Source organism: Paraburkholderia denitrificans, from assembly GCF_042655705.1.
Taxonomy (GTDB): Bacteria; Pseudomonadota; Gammaproteobacteria; order Burkholderiales; family Burkholderiaceae; genus Paraburkholderia; species Paraburkholderia denitrificans.
In genome coordinates this window covers 112,569-130,242 of the sequence record NZ_JBHSMP010000020.1, presented here as the reverse complement: position 1 = coordinate 130,242, position 17,674 = coordinate 112,569, and the positions used below count along the sequence as shown (strand labels likewise).

The window sequence follows — 17,674 nt, the reverse complement described above, 5'->3', positions numbered from 1 at the left end:
GTAAAGCGGCACGAAGCAAAACGGCGCGTAGAACACGCGCCGCTGTGCTTCGAGACCGGTCCGGAACGCGCGGCTAAAAACGCGCCGGGACCGGCATGACTGGCGTGTGCGTTACGCCTTTTTCGACGATTCCAGTTTCCAGACCCAGTTCGACGGATCGGCAACCTTGCCGCGCTGGATGCCGGTGAGCAGCGTGCGGATACGGCGCGTGACTTCGCCTTCGCCGCCATCGCCAATCGAGAATTCGCCGTTGGCATGCCGCACCTGGCCGATGGCCGTGACGACTGCTGCGGTGCCGCACGCAAAAGTTTCCTTCACGCGGCCGCTCGCGGCGTCTTCGCGCCACGAGTCGAAGGCATACGGCGTTTCATTGACCGTGATGCCTTCTTTGCGTGCGAGTGCAATGATCGACGCGCGCGTGATACCCGGCAAGATCGTGCCGGACAGCGGCGGCGTGACGAGCGAGCCGTCGTCCATCACGAAGAACACGTTCATGCCGCCGAGTTCCTCGATCCAGCGGTGCTGGGCTGCGTCGAGGAAGACCACCTGGTCGCAGCCCTTCGCCGAGGCTTCGGTCTGGGCGATCAGGCTGGCGGCGTAATTGCCGCCGCACTTGGCTGCACCCGTGCCGCCGGGCGCGGCGCGCGTGTATTGATCCGACACCCACACGGTGACAGCCGACTTGCCCGACTTGAAGTACGGGCCGACCGGGCACGCGATCACGCAGAACACATACTCCGCCGAGGAGCGCACGCCGAGGAAGCTCTCGGTCGCGAACATGAACGGGCGAATGTAAAGGCTGCCGTCGCCGCCGGGCACCCAGGCCTGGTCGATGTCGACGAGCGCCTCGACGCCTTGCAGGAACAGTTCTTCGGGCAGATCGGCCATCGACATGCGGGCTGCCGACGCGCGGAAACGCTTCGCGTTCTCCTGCGGACGGAACAGCGCGATCGAGCCGTCTTCGTGGCGATAGGCCTTCATGCCTTCGAAGATTTCCTGCGCGTAATGGAGCACGGCGCAGGCCGGATCGATCTGGAACGGACGGCGCGCTTCGACCTTGGCGTCATGCCAGCCGCGCGATTCGCTCCAGCGGATCGTGACCATGTGGTCGGTGAAGACACGACCGAAGACGGGGCTTTCCAGACGGGCGGCGATCTGGTCCGCGGGCGTGGGATTGGGGTGTTGTTCGGTGACAAACTGCATGCGACTGCTCGTGCTCATGTTTCGCTGTCTCACGGTTGTTGATTGCGGCTACCGCGCTATTTTCAGCTTTTTTTGGAGTTTGGTGCAGACTTTCCGGCAAGGCGCGCGAGCGAATCATGCGCGAAGGGCAGGAAATGCGGGTGTGCCGGGGCGTTAATGAGAATCGTGCGTGCATGGCCTGGCTTGCCGGATGGCGCTTCCTGCGTGTCCCGATCATGTTTTTCGCATACCTTGCGTCGTCCCTGCTGCGCCGCGTTATTGGGGGAATGTGGGGCGATATGGGCAGTTGGCCGACGATCCCTACAATGTATTTCGCTGCGATTGCACCAACGCCGAAGACCGCATCGTTCAGGGTCGAATCCCGCAGGCGCGCAAACGGGCAGCGCCCGAACCCGGATAACGGCCGCAGCCGCGATGTGCACCAGGGAATCCACGGAGATGTGCGCATGCTACGCGTATCGCGAGCGCAAATGTGAGAACGGCTCCCGCTCGAACCAGGCGAACAATAAAACGACCTTCGCCGCCTGCACGTTCGGCATATCGTTGAAATTTTCAACTAATCCTCTATACTCGCCGCCATCCAGCCGAGGCTCAGTCACGGAGGCGTGCAATTGGATCCGGTATTCCTCACTTTCAGACTCGATCTCACGAGCGCGTTGCTGACCGAGCGGGCCAATAACGTCTATCGCGAACGATGGGACCTGGACGTGCGCGCCCTGCGCGTGCTGCGTCTTGTCTGCTCGGAGCCGGGCGTCACGCCGAAAGTCGTGTCGCGACGCGCGCTCGTCGAAAAAACCCTGCTCTCGAAAATCCTCGCGGATCTCGAAGCGCGCGGCCTGATCAATCGCGAGACGCATGCGCAGGATGGCCGTAGCGTCGCGCTGCGGGCATCGCGCGAGGGCACGAAGGTCGCGAAGGAATCGGAGCGATTGGGCCGCGCGCTGGAAGCGGAACTTGCGGCAGCGCTCAGCGACCGGGAGCGCAACGCGCTCGACCGTCTGCTGGCGAAACTCGCGACCAGTCTGATGGCACCCGCCGACAACGAGGCCCTGTGAACGTTCATACCGCCTATACCGTGCTCGACCTCGTCGGCACTTTCGCATTCGCAATCAGCGGCGCCGTCGCTGCCCGCCAAAAGCGGCTCGACCTGTTCGGCATCGCGACCGTCACGTTCATGGTCGCCTGCGGCGGCGGCATCGTCCGCGACATCTGCATCGGCGCCGTGCCGCCTGCCGGGTTGTCGAACTGGCGCTATCTCGCCGTGTCGCTGGCCGCGTCCGCGGTCGCCATCGTCGCTTATGGTCCGGTGCGCCGCCTGCGTCACTCCGTGCTCTTCTTCGATGCGATCGGCCTCGGGCTCTTTGCCGTCACCGGCGCCGAAAAAGCGCTTTCGTATAGCCACAGCGCCGAACTCGCGATTCTGATGGGGATGGTGAGCGCAGTTGGCGGCGGCGTATTGCGCGACATGATGCTCTCGCGCGTGCCCGCCATTCTGGAGCGCGAGATTTACGCTTCGGCGGCGCTGCTCGGCGCGACGCTCGAAGTGGGGCTGACCGAGGCCGGATGGTCGTCGAGCTGGACCGCCTGGATAGCAGTCGTTGCCTGCGTGCTGCTGCGCCTCGCGTCACTCTATTTCGGCTGGCGTTTGCCGGTGTTTCATGCGCGCGAGGACGACCGGCGCGGCGAGCGCTGACCGGCGCGTGCGCTACATATAGCGTCGCACCATTTCGCGTCACGACTTGCCTGATCGCAGACCGCGCAAGAAAGATGCGTGCGAAACCGTTTCGGTCCTACTCGTCAGGAACCTGGCGCGCCTTGTGTTGTGCCGCCAGTTTTTCCTGCTGGTTTGACGGCACCACATCGTAGTGGCTCAACTGGATGCTGTAGTTGCCGTGCCCGCCCGCCAGTGCATTCAGACGCGACTGGTAATCGTCGAGTTCGGCAAGCGGAACCTTGCCCGCAATCACCATCGCATTGCCGCCCAGCGCGCGCGTGCCATTGACTTGTCCGCGACGCGACGACAGATCGCCGATGATGTCGCCCATCGCCGCTTCCGGCGTCATCACCTCGATGTCGACAATCGGTTCGAGCACGATCGGCTGCGCCTTGAGCACGGCATCGATAAACGCCTTGCGGCCCGCCGTAACGAACGCCACTTCCTTCGAATCGACCGGATGGCTCTTGCCGTCGAATACGGTCACGCGCACGTCCTGCATCGGAAAGCCTGCCAGCGGTCCGTTCTCGATGATCTGCAAAATGCCTTTTTCCACGGCGGGAATGAACTGCGAAGGAATGGCGCCGCCCTTGACGGCATCGACGAACTCGAACCCCGCGCCGCGCGGCAGCGGCTCCACGCGCAGCATGACTTCACCGAACTGTCCGGCGCCGCCCGTCTGCTTCTTGTGCCTGCAATGTCCCTCCGCCTTGCCGCCAATGGTTTCGCGCCACGCGATTGTCGGCGGCCTTGTCGTGACCTCGAGCTTGTACTGCTCGGTCAGCCGTTCGAGCATGTAGCGCAGATGCAGTTCGCCGAGTCCGCGCACGACTGTTTCGTTGGTGCCTGCCGGGTGTTCGATCAACAGGCAGGGATCTTCGGCGGCGAGCTTTTGCAGGATTTCCCACAGGCGCTGTTCGTTGCCGCGGCGCGCCGCCTCGATCGCAAGACCGTAGATCGGCGTGGGGAACTTGAGCGGCGTGAGGTGGATGTTGCCGTCTTCGGGCGCGTCGTGCAGCACGGCGTCAAAGCCGATGTCCTCGGCCTTCGATACCGCGCAGAGATTGCCGGGGCCCGCGCGCTGGATCTCCGCATGCTCCTTGCCCTGCAACGTCAGCAGATGCGTGACCTTGAACGGCTGGCGGCCATCGCCGATATAGAGCTGGCTGTCGCGTACGACCGTGCCCTGATGGATGCGAAACACGGCCATTCTGCCGATATACGGATCCATCACGATCTTGAACACGTGCGCGAGCACGTGTTTATCGGCCGCCGGTTCCGCATGCACAGGTTCTATTTTGCCGCCCGCCTCGCGATAGAAAAGCGGCGGATTACCCTCGGTGACATTCGGCAAAAGGTTGACGAAAACATCGAGCAATGGCGCAATGCCCGCGCCCGTTGCGGCGGAAGTGAAGCAGACCGGCACCAGGTGGCCCTCACGCAATGCGCGCTCGAAAGGCTCGTGCAGTTGCTCCGGGCGAATCGCTTCGCCTTGCTCCAGGTACAGCTCCATGAGCGCGGGGTCCAGTTCGATCACCTGATCGACGAGCGCGTTGTGCGCGGACTCCACGGAAAGAAAATCGGCTTCGCCTGCCGGGTTAAAGAAGCAGTCCACCACGTCTTGTCCGCCATGCGCGGGCAGATTGATGGGCAGGCAGTTCTTGCCGAACATCTCCTGGATTTGCGCGAGCAGTCCGGGCAGATCGACCTTTTCGCCGTCGATGCCATTGACGACGATCATCCGGCACAGCTTGCGGTCCTGCGCATACGACATCATCCGGCGCGTCGTCATTTCGATGCCGGTGCGCGCATTGATCACGATGGCGGCGGTTTCGACCGCGGGCAGCGCGCCGATCGATAACCCCGCAAAGTCGGGATAGCCCGGCGTGTCGACGAGATAAATGCGCGTGTCGCGGTAATTCAGGTGAGCGATGGAGGAACTGAGCGAGTGGTGATACTTGCGTTCGAGGGGATCGAAATCGCACAGGGACGTGCCGCGATCCACACTGCCTGCTGCCCGTAACGTGCCGCCCTGGTACAGCAGCGCTTCCGCGAGCGATGTCTTGCCGCAGCCAGCGTGGCCGACGAGAGCGATGGTTCGGATGGCTTCGGGAGTGAAATCCATTTGTCGATCCATTGTTGTACAGATTCATCCAGTGTGGCCCGCAAGCTTTTACGAATTCCACTGTGTAATCAACATGTTGTCAATATGTTTCGACTGGCTTGATCCATTGTGGTCCGACTGCTGCCAAGTGTCCAGTGGTGGGCTGGATGGTGGGTCAAAATCCAGGGGAAATACCCTATGCCCATGCTTACCGACCGCGCGCTGGCGATGCGCAACCAGATCGATAGCGGCAACGACCCCATCCAGGAACGCAGACGTGAGCAGGTGATCACCGAGCGGGATGCGAAGGTGCCGACTGACCGAGATGGAATGGACCCCGCCCTCCCGAGTCGCTGCCAGGCCAACACAGCGCGATCTGATGGGTCGAGTTTTTCGTAAGTAGCGTCTGGCCGGCGTTTTCACACGGCCTCCGTCGCAAGCGCCCGGTGGACAGGAGCGGCGCGCATCTGGCCGCCCTCGAAGCGCTCAATGCTGGGCGGCCAACGCCGATCAAGGTCCGCCAGAACAATTATGTGAACAACATTGTCGAGCAGGACCACCGCGCCATCAAGCCCATCATCAGACTGATGATGGGCTTCAAGGATTTCCGCTGCGCGCGCAACATCCTGTCCGGCATCGAAATCGCGTACATGATCCGCAAGGGCAGATGTGTGACGATGGCGTCAGCTGCAACTGCTGCCGCGCAATTCTATTCCTTCGCGACGTAAGTCGTCCTCGTCATCCTGGGAGTTTGCTCATCCCATCTTCCTTTAACGCGACACAATCATTGCGTGCGCCCGCATGCAGTCAAGCGGTATTAAAGTGCAGCACGTCGTGAAAGGACGGATAGGGGGCACGCTACGCACACCCCATTCGTCCGGCTGAGTTATTCCAGTCTTAAGAAATAAGAACTACCTTGCATATAAGTAGCGGCTTGCCCCTTGACCCTTACAGGGGCAATGCCGATTAAAGCCGCTCAGTGCGGCGACGACCAGCCCTTGTAGCTGCTGACGTTGTCGCGCGTGATGAGCTGGGGCGCCATCTCGATCATCGGATTGGCGGGATTCTTGCCGTTCATGATGTCGTAGCCGACCTGTACGGCCGTTTGCGCCATCTTCCACGGATCCTGGCTTGCCGAGGCCTGCACCAGCGTGTCGCTCTTCAGCGCCGTTTCGATGTCGGGTGCGCCGTCCACCGACGTGATCACGATGTTGCTGCGATGCAGTTGTTTCGCGGCCAGGTCGCTGCCTACGGCCTGCGGGTCGTTGATCGTAAACACGCCGGCGAGTTGCGGGAAGCGCGTGAGATAGCCCTGCATGGCGTTCATGCCGCCTTCACGCGAGCCCTTGCCGTCCTGGTCGTCGGAGAGGATCTTGATGCCAGGCGACTTCGCGAGCACCTGCTTGCAGCCGTTCACTCGGTCGATCACGGCGGAAACCTGCGGGCCGTTCTCGATGATCACATTACCCTTGCCGTTGATCTTCTTCGAGAGGTACTCGCACGAGATCTCGCCTGCCTTAACGTTGTCGGTCTGCACGGTGGCGTTGGCGCCGGCCGCGGCCACGTCCACGGCCACCACCGCGATGCCCGCGGCGCGCGCCTTGCGTACAGCCGGCTCGATCGCTTTCGGATCGGAGGCGTTCAGCAGGATCATGTCGACGTGCGCCGAGATGAAGTTGTCGATCTGCGTAAACTGCTTGTTCAGGTCGTAGTCGGCGGACACGGCCGTGACTTTCGCGTTCGGGTTGATCTGCCTGGCCTTCGCTTCCGCGCCTTTCACGATGGTCACGAAGTAAGGATTGCCAAGCGAACCAACGGTGATGCCGATCGACTTCAGTTGCTTGTCGGCGGCATGTGCGCCTTGCAGGGCGAAGCCGAGCGCGAGTGCGGCAGCGGCACGAACAGCGAAGGCAGCTTTCTTCTTGAACATGAGTATGTCTCCAGAGGGGGCCAGTTGGTGTGTGTCGTGTACCGCGGGTGCGGGAGGGCCGCTTGCGCCCGCTTTCGAATATGACGTCTGAGGTTCCTGATATGAGTTCGTGAGGCGCATCAGGTACGTGCCGAGCCGCGCTGGCGATAGCGGTCGAGTGCCACGGCGCCGACGATCACGAGGCCCTTGATGATGTATTGCCAGATGTCCGAGACGCCCAGCAGCACGAGGCCGTTCGAGAGCACTGCGATGATGAGCGCGCCGATCAGCGTGCCGATGATCGAGCCCACGCCGCCCACGAAGCTCGTGCCGCCCAGAATCACTGCGGCGATGGCGTCGAGTTCGTACGACTGGCCGAGCTGCAGGCCGTTCGCGGCGTAGAGGCGTGCGGCCGACATCACCGCGCCCAGGCCGGCGAGCAGACCCGAGACGGCGTAGACGAACATCTCGATGCCCCAGACCTTGATGCCCGAGAGGCGTGCCGCTTCCGGGTTGCCGCCCACCGAGTAGATGTGCAGGCCGAGCACCGTGCGGCGCAGCACGAACCACGAGATGCCTACCACCACGAGCGCGATGATCACGAGCCAGGGCACGCCGAACACCGTGCCGTTCCCGATGAAGGCGAACGACAGTTGGGGGTTGAAGATGGTGGTGTCGTGGCCCATCAGGCGCGCGATGCCGCGTACCGCCGTGAGCGAGCCGAGCGTCACGATGAAGGGCGGCAGGCGCAGGAGCGAGATCAGCGAGCCGTTGATGACGCCGAATCCAAGGCCCACGCCGAGCGCGGCGGGGATGCCGAGCCAGCCCCAGCCCCCGATTGTCGAGCAGAGCATGGCCGCGACCGCCGATGCAGCGAGAATCGAACCTACTGAAAGGTCGATGCCGCCCGTGAGAATCACGAAGGTCATGCCGGCGGCGAGTACGATGTTGATTGATGCCTGCTGCGTGACGATTGAGAGATTCTGCAGCGTGGCGAAGCCATCGGTCAGGAATCCGAAGCCGATGCACAGCAGTACGAGCACGGGCAGCATGCCCGCCGTGCGCATGAGGGATTTCATGCGGGCGCGACGGCCGTCGACGGCCGTACCGGGACGCGTGGCCTGAACGGGTTGCGCGGGCTGGGCGGGCGATGGCGCAACGCCATGGCGGGGAAGAATGTTCTTCATGGTGTCATGCTCCTCAATATCTCTTCGACGGACGCGTCAATCGGGGGCGTCGGAATCAGGCGGCCTCGTCCAGCGCGCCTTGCGAGCCGGTAGCGAGTTCGATGATGGCTTCCTGCGTGATGGCCTTGCCGGTGTAGCCGCCCAGTTCTCCGGCGAATACGCCTTCGCGCATGACGAGCACGCGGTCGGCCACGCCGATGATCTCGGGCAGTTCGCTCGAAATCACGATGATGCCGACGCCGGTTTTGGCGAGGTCGTTGATGATGCGGTAGATCTCTGACTTCGCGCCGATGTCCACGCCACGCGTCGGCTCGTCGAGGATCAGCACGCGCGGCTTCGTCTCCAGCAGGCGCGAGAGCAGCACCTTTTGCTGATTGCCGCCCGAGAGCGCGCCTACGGTCACGCGGGAGTTCGGCACGCGAATCGAAAGCGAGCGGATCGAATCGTTCGCGCGGGACGCGCCGCGCGCGAGGTCGAGCACGCCGAAACGCGCGTCGCGTCCGGCCACGGCCACGTTGATGTTGTCGCGCACGCTCATGTCGAGAAAGAGGCCCTGATGCTTGCGGTCTTCGGTCAGATAGACGAGGCCCGATTCGATGGCGTCGCGCGGCCCGTGTAGATGGAGCTTGCGGCCGTCGATGGCGATCTCGCCGCGCACGCGCTGCTCGGCACCGTAAATCAGCCGCGCAAGCTCCGTGCGGCCCGCGCCCACGAGGCCCGCAATGCCGAGCACTTCGCCCGAATGCAGGTCGAGGCTGCAGCCGCGCACGCGGTTGTGGTCGGCGACGTCGCGCACGGTGAGCACGACGTGCCCCGGATCGTAGGGCGCGTGCTTTTTCTTGTAGAAGCCGGAAATATCGCGGCCCACCATCATGCTCACGAGGCTTTCGGCATTGAGCTCGTCACGTATCAGCGTGCCCACGTAGGTGCCGTCACGCAGCACGGAAACGCGGTCGGAGAGCTCGTAGATCTCGGCCATGCGGTGGCTGATGTAGATGATCGCGAGTCCGTCCGCGCGCAGCTGGCGGATGAGCTTGAAAAGGCGCTCGGTCTCGCGCGAGGAGAGCGGCGTAGTGGGCTCGTCCATCACGATGATGCGTGCGTCGCTATGCACGGCGCGTGCGATTTCCACGAGCTGGCGCTCGGCGATCGAGAGCGAACCCACCAGCGTCGCGGGGCCGAAGGTGGCACCCAGACGCTTGAGCACGTCTTCGCAGCCGCGCTCCATGGCGCCGCGGTCGACCAGGCCGAAGCGGCGGCCGCCACGGCGCAACTCGCGGCCCGCGTGAACGTTTTCGGCAACTGAAAGATTCGGCGCGAGGCTCAGTTCCTGGTAGATGACGGCCACGCCCAGTTCGCGCGCGGCGAGCGGGCCGTCGATTACGACCGTCTTGCCATCGATCACGATCTCGCCGCCGGCATCCGCCTGATAGGCGCCTGAGAGAATCTTCATGAGCGTGGATTTGCCCGCGCCGTTCTCGCCCATCAACGAGTGCACCTCGCCGGGCCAGACCGAGAGGCGCACCTTGTCGAGCGCGCGCACACCGGGAAACGTCTTGCTGATGCCCCGCATTTCCAGCAGCGGGGGCGTCGATTCAGAGCGCGACATGGCTCTCCTCCTGCGCTTGTACGTTAGCTTGTGCGCCGGCGCCCATCAGGATGCCTGCACGTGGCGAAAAGTTGAAGAACATGGGAAGCGTGGCGGCGCCCAGTGCCCCGGCGTCGGGGCCGAAGGTGCCGCGCACCAGCGTGGGCGTGCCGCGCGCCTCGGGCGCGGTGGCCGCGACGGCCACGCGCAGGCGCTGCATAAGTGTGTCGATGAGTCCGGCGTCCACGTCGGCGTCGAGCACCACGGCCGGCACGTCGAGCACGCACAGCGCGGAGCGCAGCGCGGGGGCGAGCGCGTCGATGCAGTCGTCGAGCCATTCTTCGACGGCCGGATGGCCGCGCGCGATGCACGCTTCGAGATCGGCGCGGTTATCCACTTGCTCGCCGTGGTACTGCAGGTGGCGGCGCAGTGCGATGAGCGAGGCGCGCGAAAGCAGGATGTCCCATTTGGCCGAAGGCTTGTGCGCCGAAGGCAGGGCGCTCGGCGGCACTGGCATCACGGCGAAGTCGCCGGCGTTGCCGGTGAGGCCGCGCACGCAGTCGCCGTCGATGGCGATGCCGCCGCCGATGGCCGCGCCGAGAAAGATATAAAGGAAGTCGCCACGCTGGCGCCCGCAGCCGTAGAAAATCTCGGCGATGGCGGCGGCGTTGCCGTCGTTCTCACTGAACACGGGGAGCCCAAGGGCCGCGCCCAGCTCGCCCGCGAAATCGACGCCGCTCCACGCGCGGAACGCTTCGGCGGACAGGCCCAGCTCGCTCAGCCAGCTGTCGAGGTTGTACGGTTGCGCAACGCCAATGCCTGCGAGACGACTGCGCTCGGCTTTGCTGAGCAAGCCTGAGAGTTCGCGGATATCCCGCTGGACGATTTCCTGCGCCACGGCTGGCTGCGGCAGCAGCATGTCGTGCGAGCGGCGCTCGATCATCCGGCCCGCAAAGTCCACGAGCACGGTTTCGATGTTGGTCCGGTCGAGGCGTACGCCGATTGCGAACGCGCCGCGCGGCGAAAGGCGCAGAAGCGAGGCGGGCTGGCCGCGCCCGCCGTCCAGACGCCGCCCGCTCATCTCGATCAGACCACTTTCCGTGAGCGAGGTGATGATGCTGCCCACGGCCGTGCTGGTGAGATTCGCAAGGCGGGCGAGATCGGCCTTCGAGGCCTCGCCGGCACGCCGAAGGGCCTGCAGCAGCAGGCGCTCATTGAAGCGGCGGACATTGGCCGAGTTGCTGCCCTGGCCTACATGCGGACTTCTCACGCGTTTCCTCCGGTGATTGCCTGCGGCCTGTTTGGCTCACTGGCTACTAAATAAATCAAGTTGATTTATTTAATGCCGGAAAGCGCCTCGAGTCAGCCTGGGGAAATCCCGGTCATCAGGCGGGCACGCGTGTGGCCTGCGCTGGGTGAGACGCTCCGCACCGGAATTCGTCAAACGCTGGAACCGTTTCGTTACGCCGACGGGCCTCGTGGCGTGTCGATGAAACGTAGCTGAAGATCCGTGGCCGGTGGACAGACTGATGTGCGCCGCCAGACGCTCCTGTTTCAAGCCGTGATCGGCCGATTGTAGGTTTCGAGACTGGCGGTGCGAAGCGCGTCGATCATCAGCTCTGCAGCAGGCGAAAGGCGTTTTTCGGTGGGTGTAATCAGGCCGAAATCGTCCATTTTGCATTCCATTGCCAGAGGCAGGATCTCGACCAGCCCGTGCTCTGCATAGTAATGCGCGACGTCTTCGGCAAGGACGGCAATCATGTCGCTTTTCTCAACCGCACGCGTGATGAAGAGAAGTGCCGCTGTTTCCACCACGTTGGAGGGCGGCGCAAGGCTTGCGCGTTGGAACATGAGTTCGAACCGGTGACGCAGTACGCTGCCCGCCGGGGGTACGATCCACGCGCTGCGCTGGACTTCGGGCAGCACGATCTCGCCCTTCTCCAGAAGGGGGTGCCCCCGCCGCACGACCGCCTTGACTGGTTCACCGGCCAGGGGTTCGTAGCGCAACTGCAGCGTGTCGTGCTCTGCCGACAGCCGTCCGACTACTACATCGAGCTTGTCCTGCGCCAGCTGCTCGATTAGCGCATTGCTCGTGTCGATTTCGACCGTGATGCGTACGTTCGCATGCATGCGTTTGACGGCGGAAATGGCCGCTGGCAGCACACGGACGCCCGGGGAGGTGATCGCCCCCACCGCCACATGGCCGAGCCGGCCTGCCTTCAGTGCAATCAGCTCTTCCTGCGCCTGATCCAGGCTGCCGAGCACAGTGCGTGCGTGGCGGACCAATGCATCACCGTAGAGCGTAGGCCGCACACCGCGCGGCAGACGTTCGAAAAGGATCACCTCCAGCATTTCCTCCAGCTCGCGCAGCATCTTGGATGCTGCGGGTTGTGTCATGTTGAGCGTCGCCGCGGCGCGGTGAATGTTGCCCTCCTCAGCGAGGGCTACGGCGAGCAAAAGCTGCCTGGTTCTCAGACGTGTGCGGAGGTATCCGGGAGTCGTGTCCAGCATGGCGCGGATCGGTATTTATACCAATACGAAAATGTGTATGGGATGCAGTTAATATTTCATTGGAAGGTTATCAGGTTTGTCCATAGACTGCACGGAAACTTAACTCACCTGAAGACTGGCAATGTCGGATACCAAACTTAAACTGCGCTCCCGAGAGTGGTTCGGCACCATGGACAAGAACGGCTTCATGTATCGAAGCTGGATGAAGAATCAGGGCATTCCCGATCACGAATTCGATGGCCGGCCGATCATCGGCATCTGCAATACCTGGTCGGAACTGACGCCCTGCAACGCGCACTTCCGCCTGCTCGCGGAACACGTCAAGCGCGGCATCTATGAGGCGGGCGGCTTCCCGGTCGAGTTCCCGGTGTTCTCGAACGGCGAATCGAACCTGCGTCCCTCGGCGATGCTCACGCGCAATCTCGCCTCGATGGACGTCGAGGAAGCGGTCCGAGGCAATCCGATCGACGCCGTCGTGCTGCTGTGCGGCTGCGACAAGACCACGCCCGCGCTGCTGATGGGCGCGGCGAGCGTGGACGTGCCCGCCATCGTCGTGACGGGCGGCCCGATGCTCAACGGCAAGCTCGAAGGCAAGGACATCGGTTCGGGCACGGCCGTGTGGCGTCTGCACGAATCGCTCAAGGCGGGCGAGATCGACCTGCATCATTTCCTCTCGGCCGAAGCGGGCATGTCGCGCTCGGCGGGCACCTGCAACACGATGGGCACGGCCTCGACGATGGCCTGCATGGCCGAGTCGCTGGGCGTCTCGCTGCCGCACAACGCCGCGATTCCCGCCGTGGACGCGCGCCGCTACGTGCTCGCGCACATGTCGGGCATCCGCATCGTGCAGATGGCGCTCGAAGACCTGAAGCTCTCGAAGGTGCTGACGCGCGAAGCGTTCGAAAACGCGATCCGCACGAACGCGGCCATCGGCGGCTCGACCAACGCGGTGATCCACCTGAAGGCGATCGCGGGCCGCATCGGCGTGCCGCTCGAACTGGAAGACTGGCAGCGCATCGGCCGCGACACGCCCACCATCGTCGACCTGCAGCCCTCGGGCCGCTTCCTGATGGAAGAGTTCTATTACGCGGGCGGTCTGCCGGCGGTGCTGCGCCGTCTGGGCGAAGCGAACCTGCTGCCGCATCCGGATGCGCTCACCGTGAACGGCAAGTCCATCTGGGACAACGTGCGCGAAGCGCCGAACTACAACGACGAAGTGATCCGCCAGATCGACAATCCGCTGATCGCGGACGGCGGCATCTGCATCCTGCGCGGCAATCTCGCGCCGCGCGGCGCCGTGCTGAAGCCGTCGGCGGCGACGCCCGAACTGCTCAAGCATCGCGGCCGCGCCGTCGTGTTCGAGAATTTCGATCACTACAAGGCGACCATCGCCGACGAATCGCTCGACGTCGACAAGGACTCGATCCTCGTCATGAAGAATTGCGGCCCGAAGGGTTATCCGGGCATGGCCGAAGTGGGCAACATGGGCCTGCCGCCCAAGCTGCTGCGCCAGGGCGTGAAGGACATGGTGCGCATCTCGGACGCGCGCATGAGCGGCACGGCTTACGGCACGGTGGTGCTGCACGTCGCGCCGGAAGCGGCGGCGGGCGGCCCGCTCGCGGCGGTGCGCAACGGCGACTGGATCGAGCTCGACTGCGAGAACGGCCGTCTGCATCTGGACATCGGCGACGAGGAACTGCAGCGCCGTCTGAGCGATGTCGATCCGGCCGCCGCGCCGGGCGTCGCCGAGCAGCTGGGCAAGGGCGGCTATGCGCGCCTCTATGTCAATCACGTCCTGCAGGCCGACGAAGGCTGCGATCTCGACTTCCTCGTGGGCAAACGCGGCTCGGCCGTGCCGCGCCACTCGCACTGACGCACGCGCAAGGACTGCCATCATGACGACGACTCTCACCGGCGAGCTGCTGATCGGCGCGCGCGCGAAGCGCGGCGAAGGCGCGGCGTTCCAGGCGATCGACGCCGCGAGCAACACGCCCATCGCGCAACCGGTTTTCCACGGCGCGCTGCGAGGCGATGTCGAACAGGCCTGCGTACTCGCGGACGCCGCCTTCGACCCCTACCGCACGTTGCCTGCTGAAAAACGCGCGCAATTCCTCGACGATTGCGCCGCGCGCATCGAAGCGCTCGGCGAACAACTGATCGAACGCGCAATGGCCGAAAGCGGCCTGCCGCGCGCGCGCCTCGAAGGCGAACGCGCACGCACCGCGAATCAATTGCGCATGTTCGCCACGCTCGTGCGCAGCGGCGATGCGCTCGACGTGCGGATCGAACCGGCGCTGCCCGAACGTCAGCCGCCGCGCACCGACCTGCGTTTCTGGCGTATCGGCGTCGGCCCGGTCGCGGTGTTCGGCGCGAGCAATTTCCCGCTGGCGTTTTCGGTGGCGGGCGGCGACACGGCGTCGGCGCTGGCCGCGGGCTGTCCCGTGGTCGTGAAGGCGCATCCGGCGCATCCGGGCACCTCGGAACTCGTCGGCCGCGCGATCCAGCAGGCGGTCGCGGCGGCGGGCCTGCCCGAAGGCGTGTTTTCGCTGCTGTTCGACGCGGGCCACGAAGTGGGCAGCGCGCTCGTGCAGCATCCGGCGATCCGTGCGGTCGGCTTTACCGGCTCGCGCGCGGGCGGTCTTGCGCTCGCGAAGCTGGCGGCGGCGCGTACCGAGCCGATCCCCGTCTACGCCGAAATGAGCAGCGTGAATCCGAACCTGCTGCTGCCGGGCGAGCTCGCCGCGCGCGGCGAGACGCTCGCGCGTGAATACGCGGCATCGACGACGCTCGGCTGCGGCCAGTTCTGCACCAATCCGGGCCTGATGCTCGGCCTCGCGGGCGCGGACTTCGAGGCCTTCGCCACGAACGCCGCGCGTGAATTCAGCGCGGCGGCGGCGGGCGTGATGCTCACGCCGGGCATTCTGCGCGCGTATGAGCACGGCATCGGCCGTCTCGTCGAGCATCCGAAGGTCACGACGCTCGCACGCGGCGCGGCGGCACCCGGCCGCGCGCAGGCGGCGCTGCTGCGCGTGAGCGCAAGCGATCTGCTGGCCGACGCATCGCTCGGCGAAGAAGTGTTCGGCCCGAGCAGCGTGCTGGTCGAATGCGCGGACGAAGCAGAACTGCGCCGCGTGCTGCGCCATATCGAAGGCCAGTTGACGATCACGCTGCACGCGGACGCCGCCGACGGCGATCTCGTGCGCGCGCTCCTGCCGCTCATCGAGCGCAAGGCGGGCCGTCTGCTGGCGAACGGGTTCCCAACGGGTGTCGAGGTTTGCGATGCGATGGTGCACGGCGGCCCGTTCCCGTCCACCTCGGATGGCCGCAGCACCTCGGTGGGCACGGCGGCGATCGGGCGTTTCGTGCGCCCGGTCTGCTACCAGAATCTCGCCGATAGCTGGTTGCCCGACGCGTTGCGCGACGCGAATCCGCTGCACGTGAAGCGGCGTTTCGCGGGTAAGCCCGAGAGCGCCTGAAGCGCACCGCCGCCAAAAAGAATCAAGGAGACGTCATGACTACAAGCCGTACGCCCCGTTACACGGGTATTTTTCCCGTCGTGCCGACCACCTTCACCGAAACTGGCGAACTGGATCTGGCGAGCCAGAAGCGCGCCGTCGATTTCATGATCGACGCGGGCTCGGACGGCCTGTGCATTCTGGCGAACTTCTCCGAGCAGTTCTCGGTCACCGACGACGAGCGCGAAGTCATCACGCACACCGTGCTCGAACATGTGGCGGGCCGCGTGCCCGTGATCGTGACGACCACGCACTATGGCACGATCGCGTGCGCGGCGCGCAGCAAGCGCGCGCAGGCGCTGGGCGCGGCGATGGTGATGGTGATGCCGCCGTATCACGGCGCGACGTTGCGCGTGCCCGAGCAGCAGATCCACGCGTTCTACCAGGGCGTCTCGGACGCCATCGATATTCCCATCATGATTCAGGACGCGCCCGCGAGTGGCACGGTGCTGTCCGCGCCGTTCCTCGCGCGCATGGCGCGCGAGATCGAGCAGGTCTCGTACTTCAAGATTGAAACGCCAGGCGCGGCCAACAAGCTGCGTGAGGTGATCCGCCTTGGCGGCGAAGCGGTCGAGGGTCCGTGGGACGGCGAGGAAGGCATCACGCTGCTGGCCGACCTGAACGCGGGCGCGACCGGCGCGATGACGGGCGGCGGATATCCGGACGGCATTCGCCCGATTATCGTGGCGCACCGGGAAGGCCGTCTCGACGACGCCTTCACGCTCTACCAGAAGTGGCTGCCGCTCATCAATCACGAAAACCGCCAGGCGGGCCTGCTCGCCTGCAAGGCGCTGATGAAGGAGGGCGGCGTGATCGACTGCGAGCTGCCGCGCCATCCGCTGCCCGCGATGCATCCGGAGACACGCAAGGAGCTGGTCGATATCGCGCGCCGTCTCGATCCACTGGTGCTGCGCTGGGGCAAGTGACCAATAGATTCGCGGTGCGAAATAACATTTGGAGATCGGTATGAATGCGTCGTACAGGCTGGGTATCGTGGGCGTGGGCAAGATCGCGCGCGACCAGCATCTGCCCGCCATCGCGGGTAACGCGGGCTTCGAGTTCGTGGCCGCCGCGAGTCGCAACGCGCAGGTGGACAGCGTGCGCAATTACGCCGATATCGGCGCGCTGCTGGCCGCCGAGCGCGACCTCGACGCCGTGTCGCTGTGCGCGCCGCCGCAGGTGCGCTACGAGCAGGCGCGCGCCGCGCTGGAAGCGGGCAAGCACGTGATGCTCGAAAAGCCGCCGGGCGCGAGCGTGAGCGAAGTGGAAGCACTGCGCGAACTCGCGAAGCAGCACAAGCGCACGCTGTTCGCCACATGGCATTCGCGCTGCGCGAGCGCCGTCGAACCGGCGCGCGCGTGGCTGGCCGGGCGCACGATCCGCGCCGTGCACGTGCGGTGGAAGGAAGATGTGCGCCGCTGGCATCCGGGCCAGCAATGGATCTGGGAACCGGGCGGCCTCGGCGTGTTCGATCCGGGCATCAACGCGCTGTCGATCGTCACGCGCATTCTGCCGCGCGAGGTGCTGCTGCGCAGCGCGGCGCTGCATGTACCGTCCGACTGTTCGACGCCCATCGCCGCCGAACTCGAGTGCATCGACACCGACGGCGTGCCGGTGCGTGCCGAATTCGACTGGCGCCACAGCCCGGTCGAGCAATGGGAAATCGACGTGGAGACCACCGAGGGCCTACTCTCGATCTCCGAAGGCGGCAAGCGCCTCGCCATCGCGGGCGAGCCGGTCGAACTGGGCGCCGAACGGGAATATTCGGCGCTCTACGAGCGCTTTCACTGGTTGATCGCGCATGGCGCCGACGACGTGGACGTGCGCCCGCTGCGCCTTGTGGCCGACGCATTCCTGCTCGGGCGCCATATCGAAGTCGAGGCGTTTGGCCATTGAGCATTCCGTCACCGAGAGTCACTGTTTCACCCCACGCAAAAGCGTCA

At 64.7% G+C, this 17,674-nt stretch carries 12 protein-coding genes and 3 pseudogenes; 8 read left to right on the top strand and 7 right to left on the bottom strand.

Translation table 11 applies throughout. The features are described 5' to 3' along the window. Positions 1–111: 111 nt before the first annotated feature. A complete protein-coding gene (locus ACFPTO_RS17490) occupies positions 112–1,203 on the bottom strand; it encodes a branched-chain amino acid aminotransferase (protein ID WP_377713141.1) in 1,092 nt (363 codons plus the stop codon). Positions 1,204–1,814: 611 nt separating this feature from the next. Here ACFPTO_RS17490 and ACFPTO_RS17485 point away from each other — a divergent pair. Both ACFPTO_RS17485 and ACFPTO_RS17480 read left to right on the top strand, forming a co-directional pair. Then, the gene (locus ACFPTO_RS17485) at positions 1,815–2,258 is read left to right on the top strand and encodes a MarR family winged helix-turn-helix transcriptional regulator (protein ID WP_377713139.1); all 444 of its coding nucleotides are present in this window, start codon (positions 1,815–1,817) and stop codon (positions 2,256–2,258) included. Further along, complete coding sequence (locus tag ACFPTO_RS17480) at positions 2,255–2,896, top strand: trimeric intracellular cation channel family protein (protein ID WP_377713137.1); 642 nt, start codon at positions 2,255–2,257, stop codon at positions 2,894–2,896. The genes ACFPTO_RS17485 and ACFPTO_RS17480 overlap by 4 nt, the downstream gene beginning before the upstream one ends. Positions 2,897–2,993: 97 nt before the next feature. On the opposite strand, the gene fusA is transcribed toward ACFPTO_RS17480, so the two are convergent. Next, entirely contained in the window at positions 2,994–5,042 is a 2,049-nt protein-coding gene (gene fusA, locus ACFPTO_RS17475) for an elongation factor G (RefSeq protein ID WP_377713135.1), read from the bottom strand. A gap of 425 nt (positions 5,043–5,467) precedes the next feature. Here fusA and ACFPTO_RS17470 point away from each other — a divergent pair. Beyond that, positions 5,468–5,749 (top strand): annotated as a pseudogene (locus ACFPTO_RS17470) (DDE-type integrase/transposase/recombinase); the annotation flags it as partial. Positions 5,750–5,997: 248 nt separating this feature from the next. Here ACFPTO_RS17470 and ACFPTO_RS17465 read toward each other — a convergent pair. The 4 genes and pseudogenes from ACFPTO_RS17465 to ACFPTO_RS17450 form a co-directional block, all read right to left on the bottom strand. Continuing rightward, positions 5,998–6,951 (bottom strand): ABC transporter substrate-binding protein, encoded by a 954-nt coding sequence (locus tag ACFPTO_RS17465; RefSeq protein WP_377713133.1) that lies wholly within the window; start codon positions 6,949–6,951, stop codon positions 5,998–6,000. Between the two features lie 119 nt (positions 6,952–7,070). Next, positions 7,071–8,024: pseudogene (locus ACFPTO_RS17460) on the bottom strand (ABC transporter permease subunit); the annotation flags it as partial. Positions 8,025–8,172: 148 nt separating this feature from the next. Further along, positions 8,173–9,726, bottom strand: a complete 1,554-nt coding sequence (locus ACFPTO_RS17455; protein WP_377713131.1) for a sugar ABC transporter ATP-binding protein — start codon at positions 9,724–9,726, stop codon at positions 8,173–8,175. Further along, complete coding sequence (locus tag ACFPTO_RS17450) at positions 9,713–10,975, bottom strand: ROK family transcriptional regulator (RefSeq protein WP_377713129.1); 1,263 nt, start codon at positions 10,973–10,975, stop codon at positions 9,713–9,715. Before ACFPTO_RS17450 ends, ACFPTO_RS17455 begins: the two co-directional genes overlap by 14 nt. A gap of 124 nt (positions 10,976–11,099) precedes the next feature. On the opposite strand from ACFPTO_RS17450, the pseudogene ACFPTO_RS17445 reads away from it, so the two are divergent. Further along, positions 11,100–11,202: pseudogene (locus ACFPTO_RS17445) on the top strand (IS6 family transposase); the annotation flags it as partial. A 57-nt stretch (positions 11,203–11,259) separates the two neighbouring features. On the opposite strand, the gene ACFPTO_RS17440 reads toward ACFPTO_RS17445, so the two are convergent. Beyond that, entirely contained in the window at positions 11,260–12,216 is a 957-nt protein-coding gene (locus ACFPTO_RS17440) for a LysR substrate-binding domain-containing protein (RefSeq protein WP_377713128.1), read from the bottom strand. A 121-nt stretch (positions 12,217–12,337) separates the two neighbouring features. On the opposite strand from ACFPTO_RS17440, the gene ACFPTO_RS17435 reads away from it, so the two are divergent. Genes ACFPTO_RS17435 through ACFPTO_RS17420 form a run of 4 tightly spaced genes read left to right on the top strand, consistent with a single transcriptional unit; the run spans position 12,338 to position 17,627 of the window. Then, positions 12,338–14,089 carry an IlvD/Edd family dehydratase gene (locus tag ACFPTO_RS17435; protein ID WP_377713126.1) on the top strand — a complete coding sequence of 584 codons (1,752 nt, stop codon included), beginning with the start codon at positions 12,338–12,340 and terminating at the stop codon, positions 14,087–14,089. Between the two features lie 22 nt (positions 14,090–14,111). Continuing rightward, positions 14,112–15,692, top strand: a complete 1,581-nt coding sequence (locus ACFPTO_RS17430) for an aldehyde dehydrogenase (NADP(+)) (RefSeq protein WP_377713125.1) — start codon at positions 14,112–14,114, stop codon at positions 15,690–15,692. 35 nt (positions 15,693–15,727) lie between these two features. Then, the gene (locus tag ACFPTO_RS17425; RefSeq protein WP_377713123.1) at positions 15,728–16,657 is read left to right on the top strand and encodes a dihydrodipicolinate synthase family protein; all 930 of its coding nucleotides are present in this window, start codon (positions 15,728–15,730) and stop codon (positions 16,655–16,657) included. 40 nt (positions 16,658–16,697) lie between these two features. Further along, positions 16,698–17,627 carry a Gfo/Idh/MocA family protein gene (locus ACFPTO_RS17420; RefSeq protein ID WP_377713122.1) on the top strand — a complete coding sequence of 310 codons (930 nt, stop codon included), beginning with the start codon at positions 16,698–16,700 and terminating at the stop codon, positions 17,625–17,627. Positions 17,628–17,674: the final 47 nt, after the last annotated feature.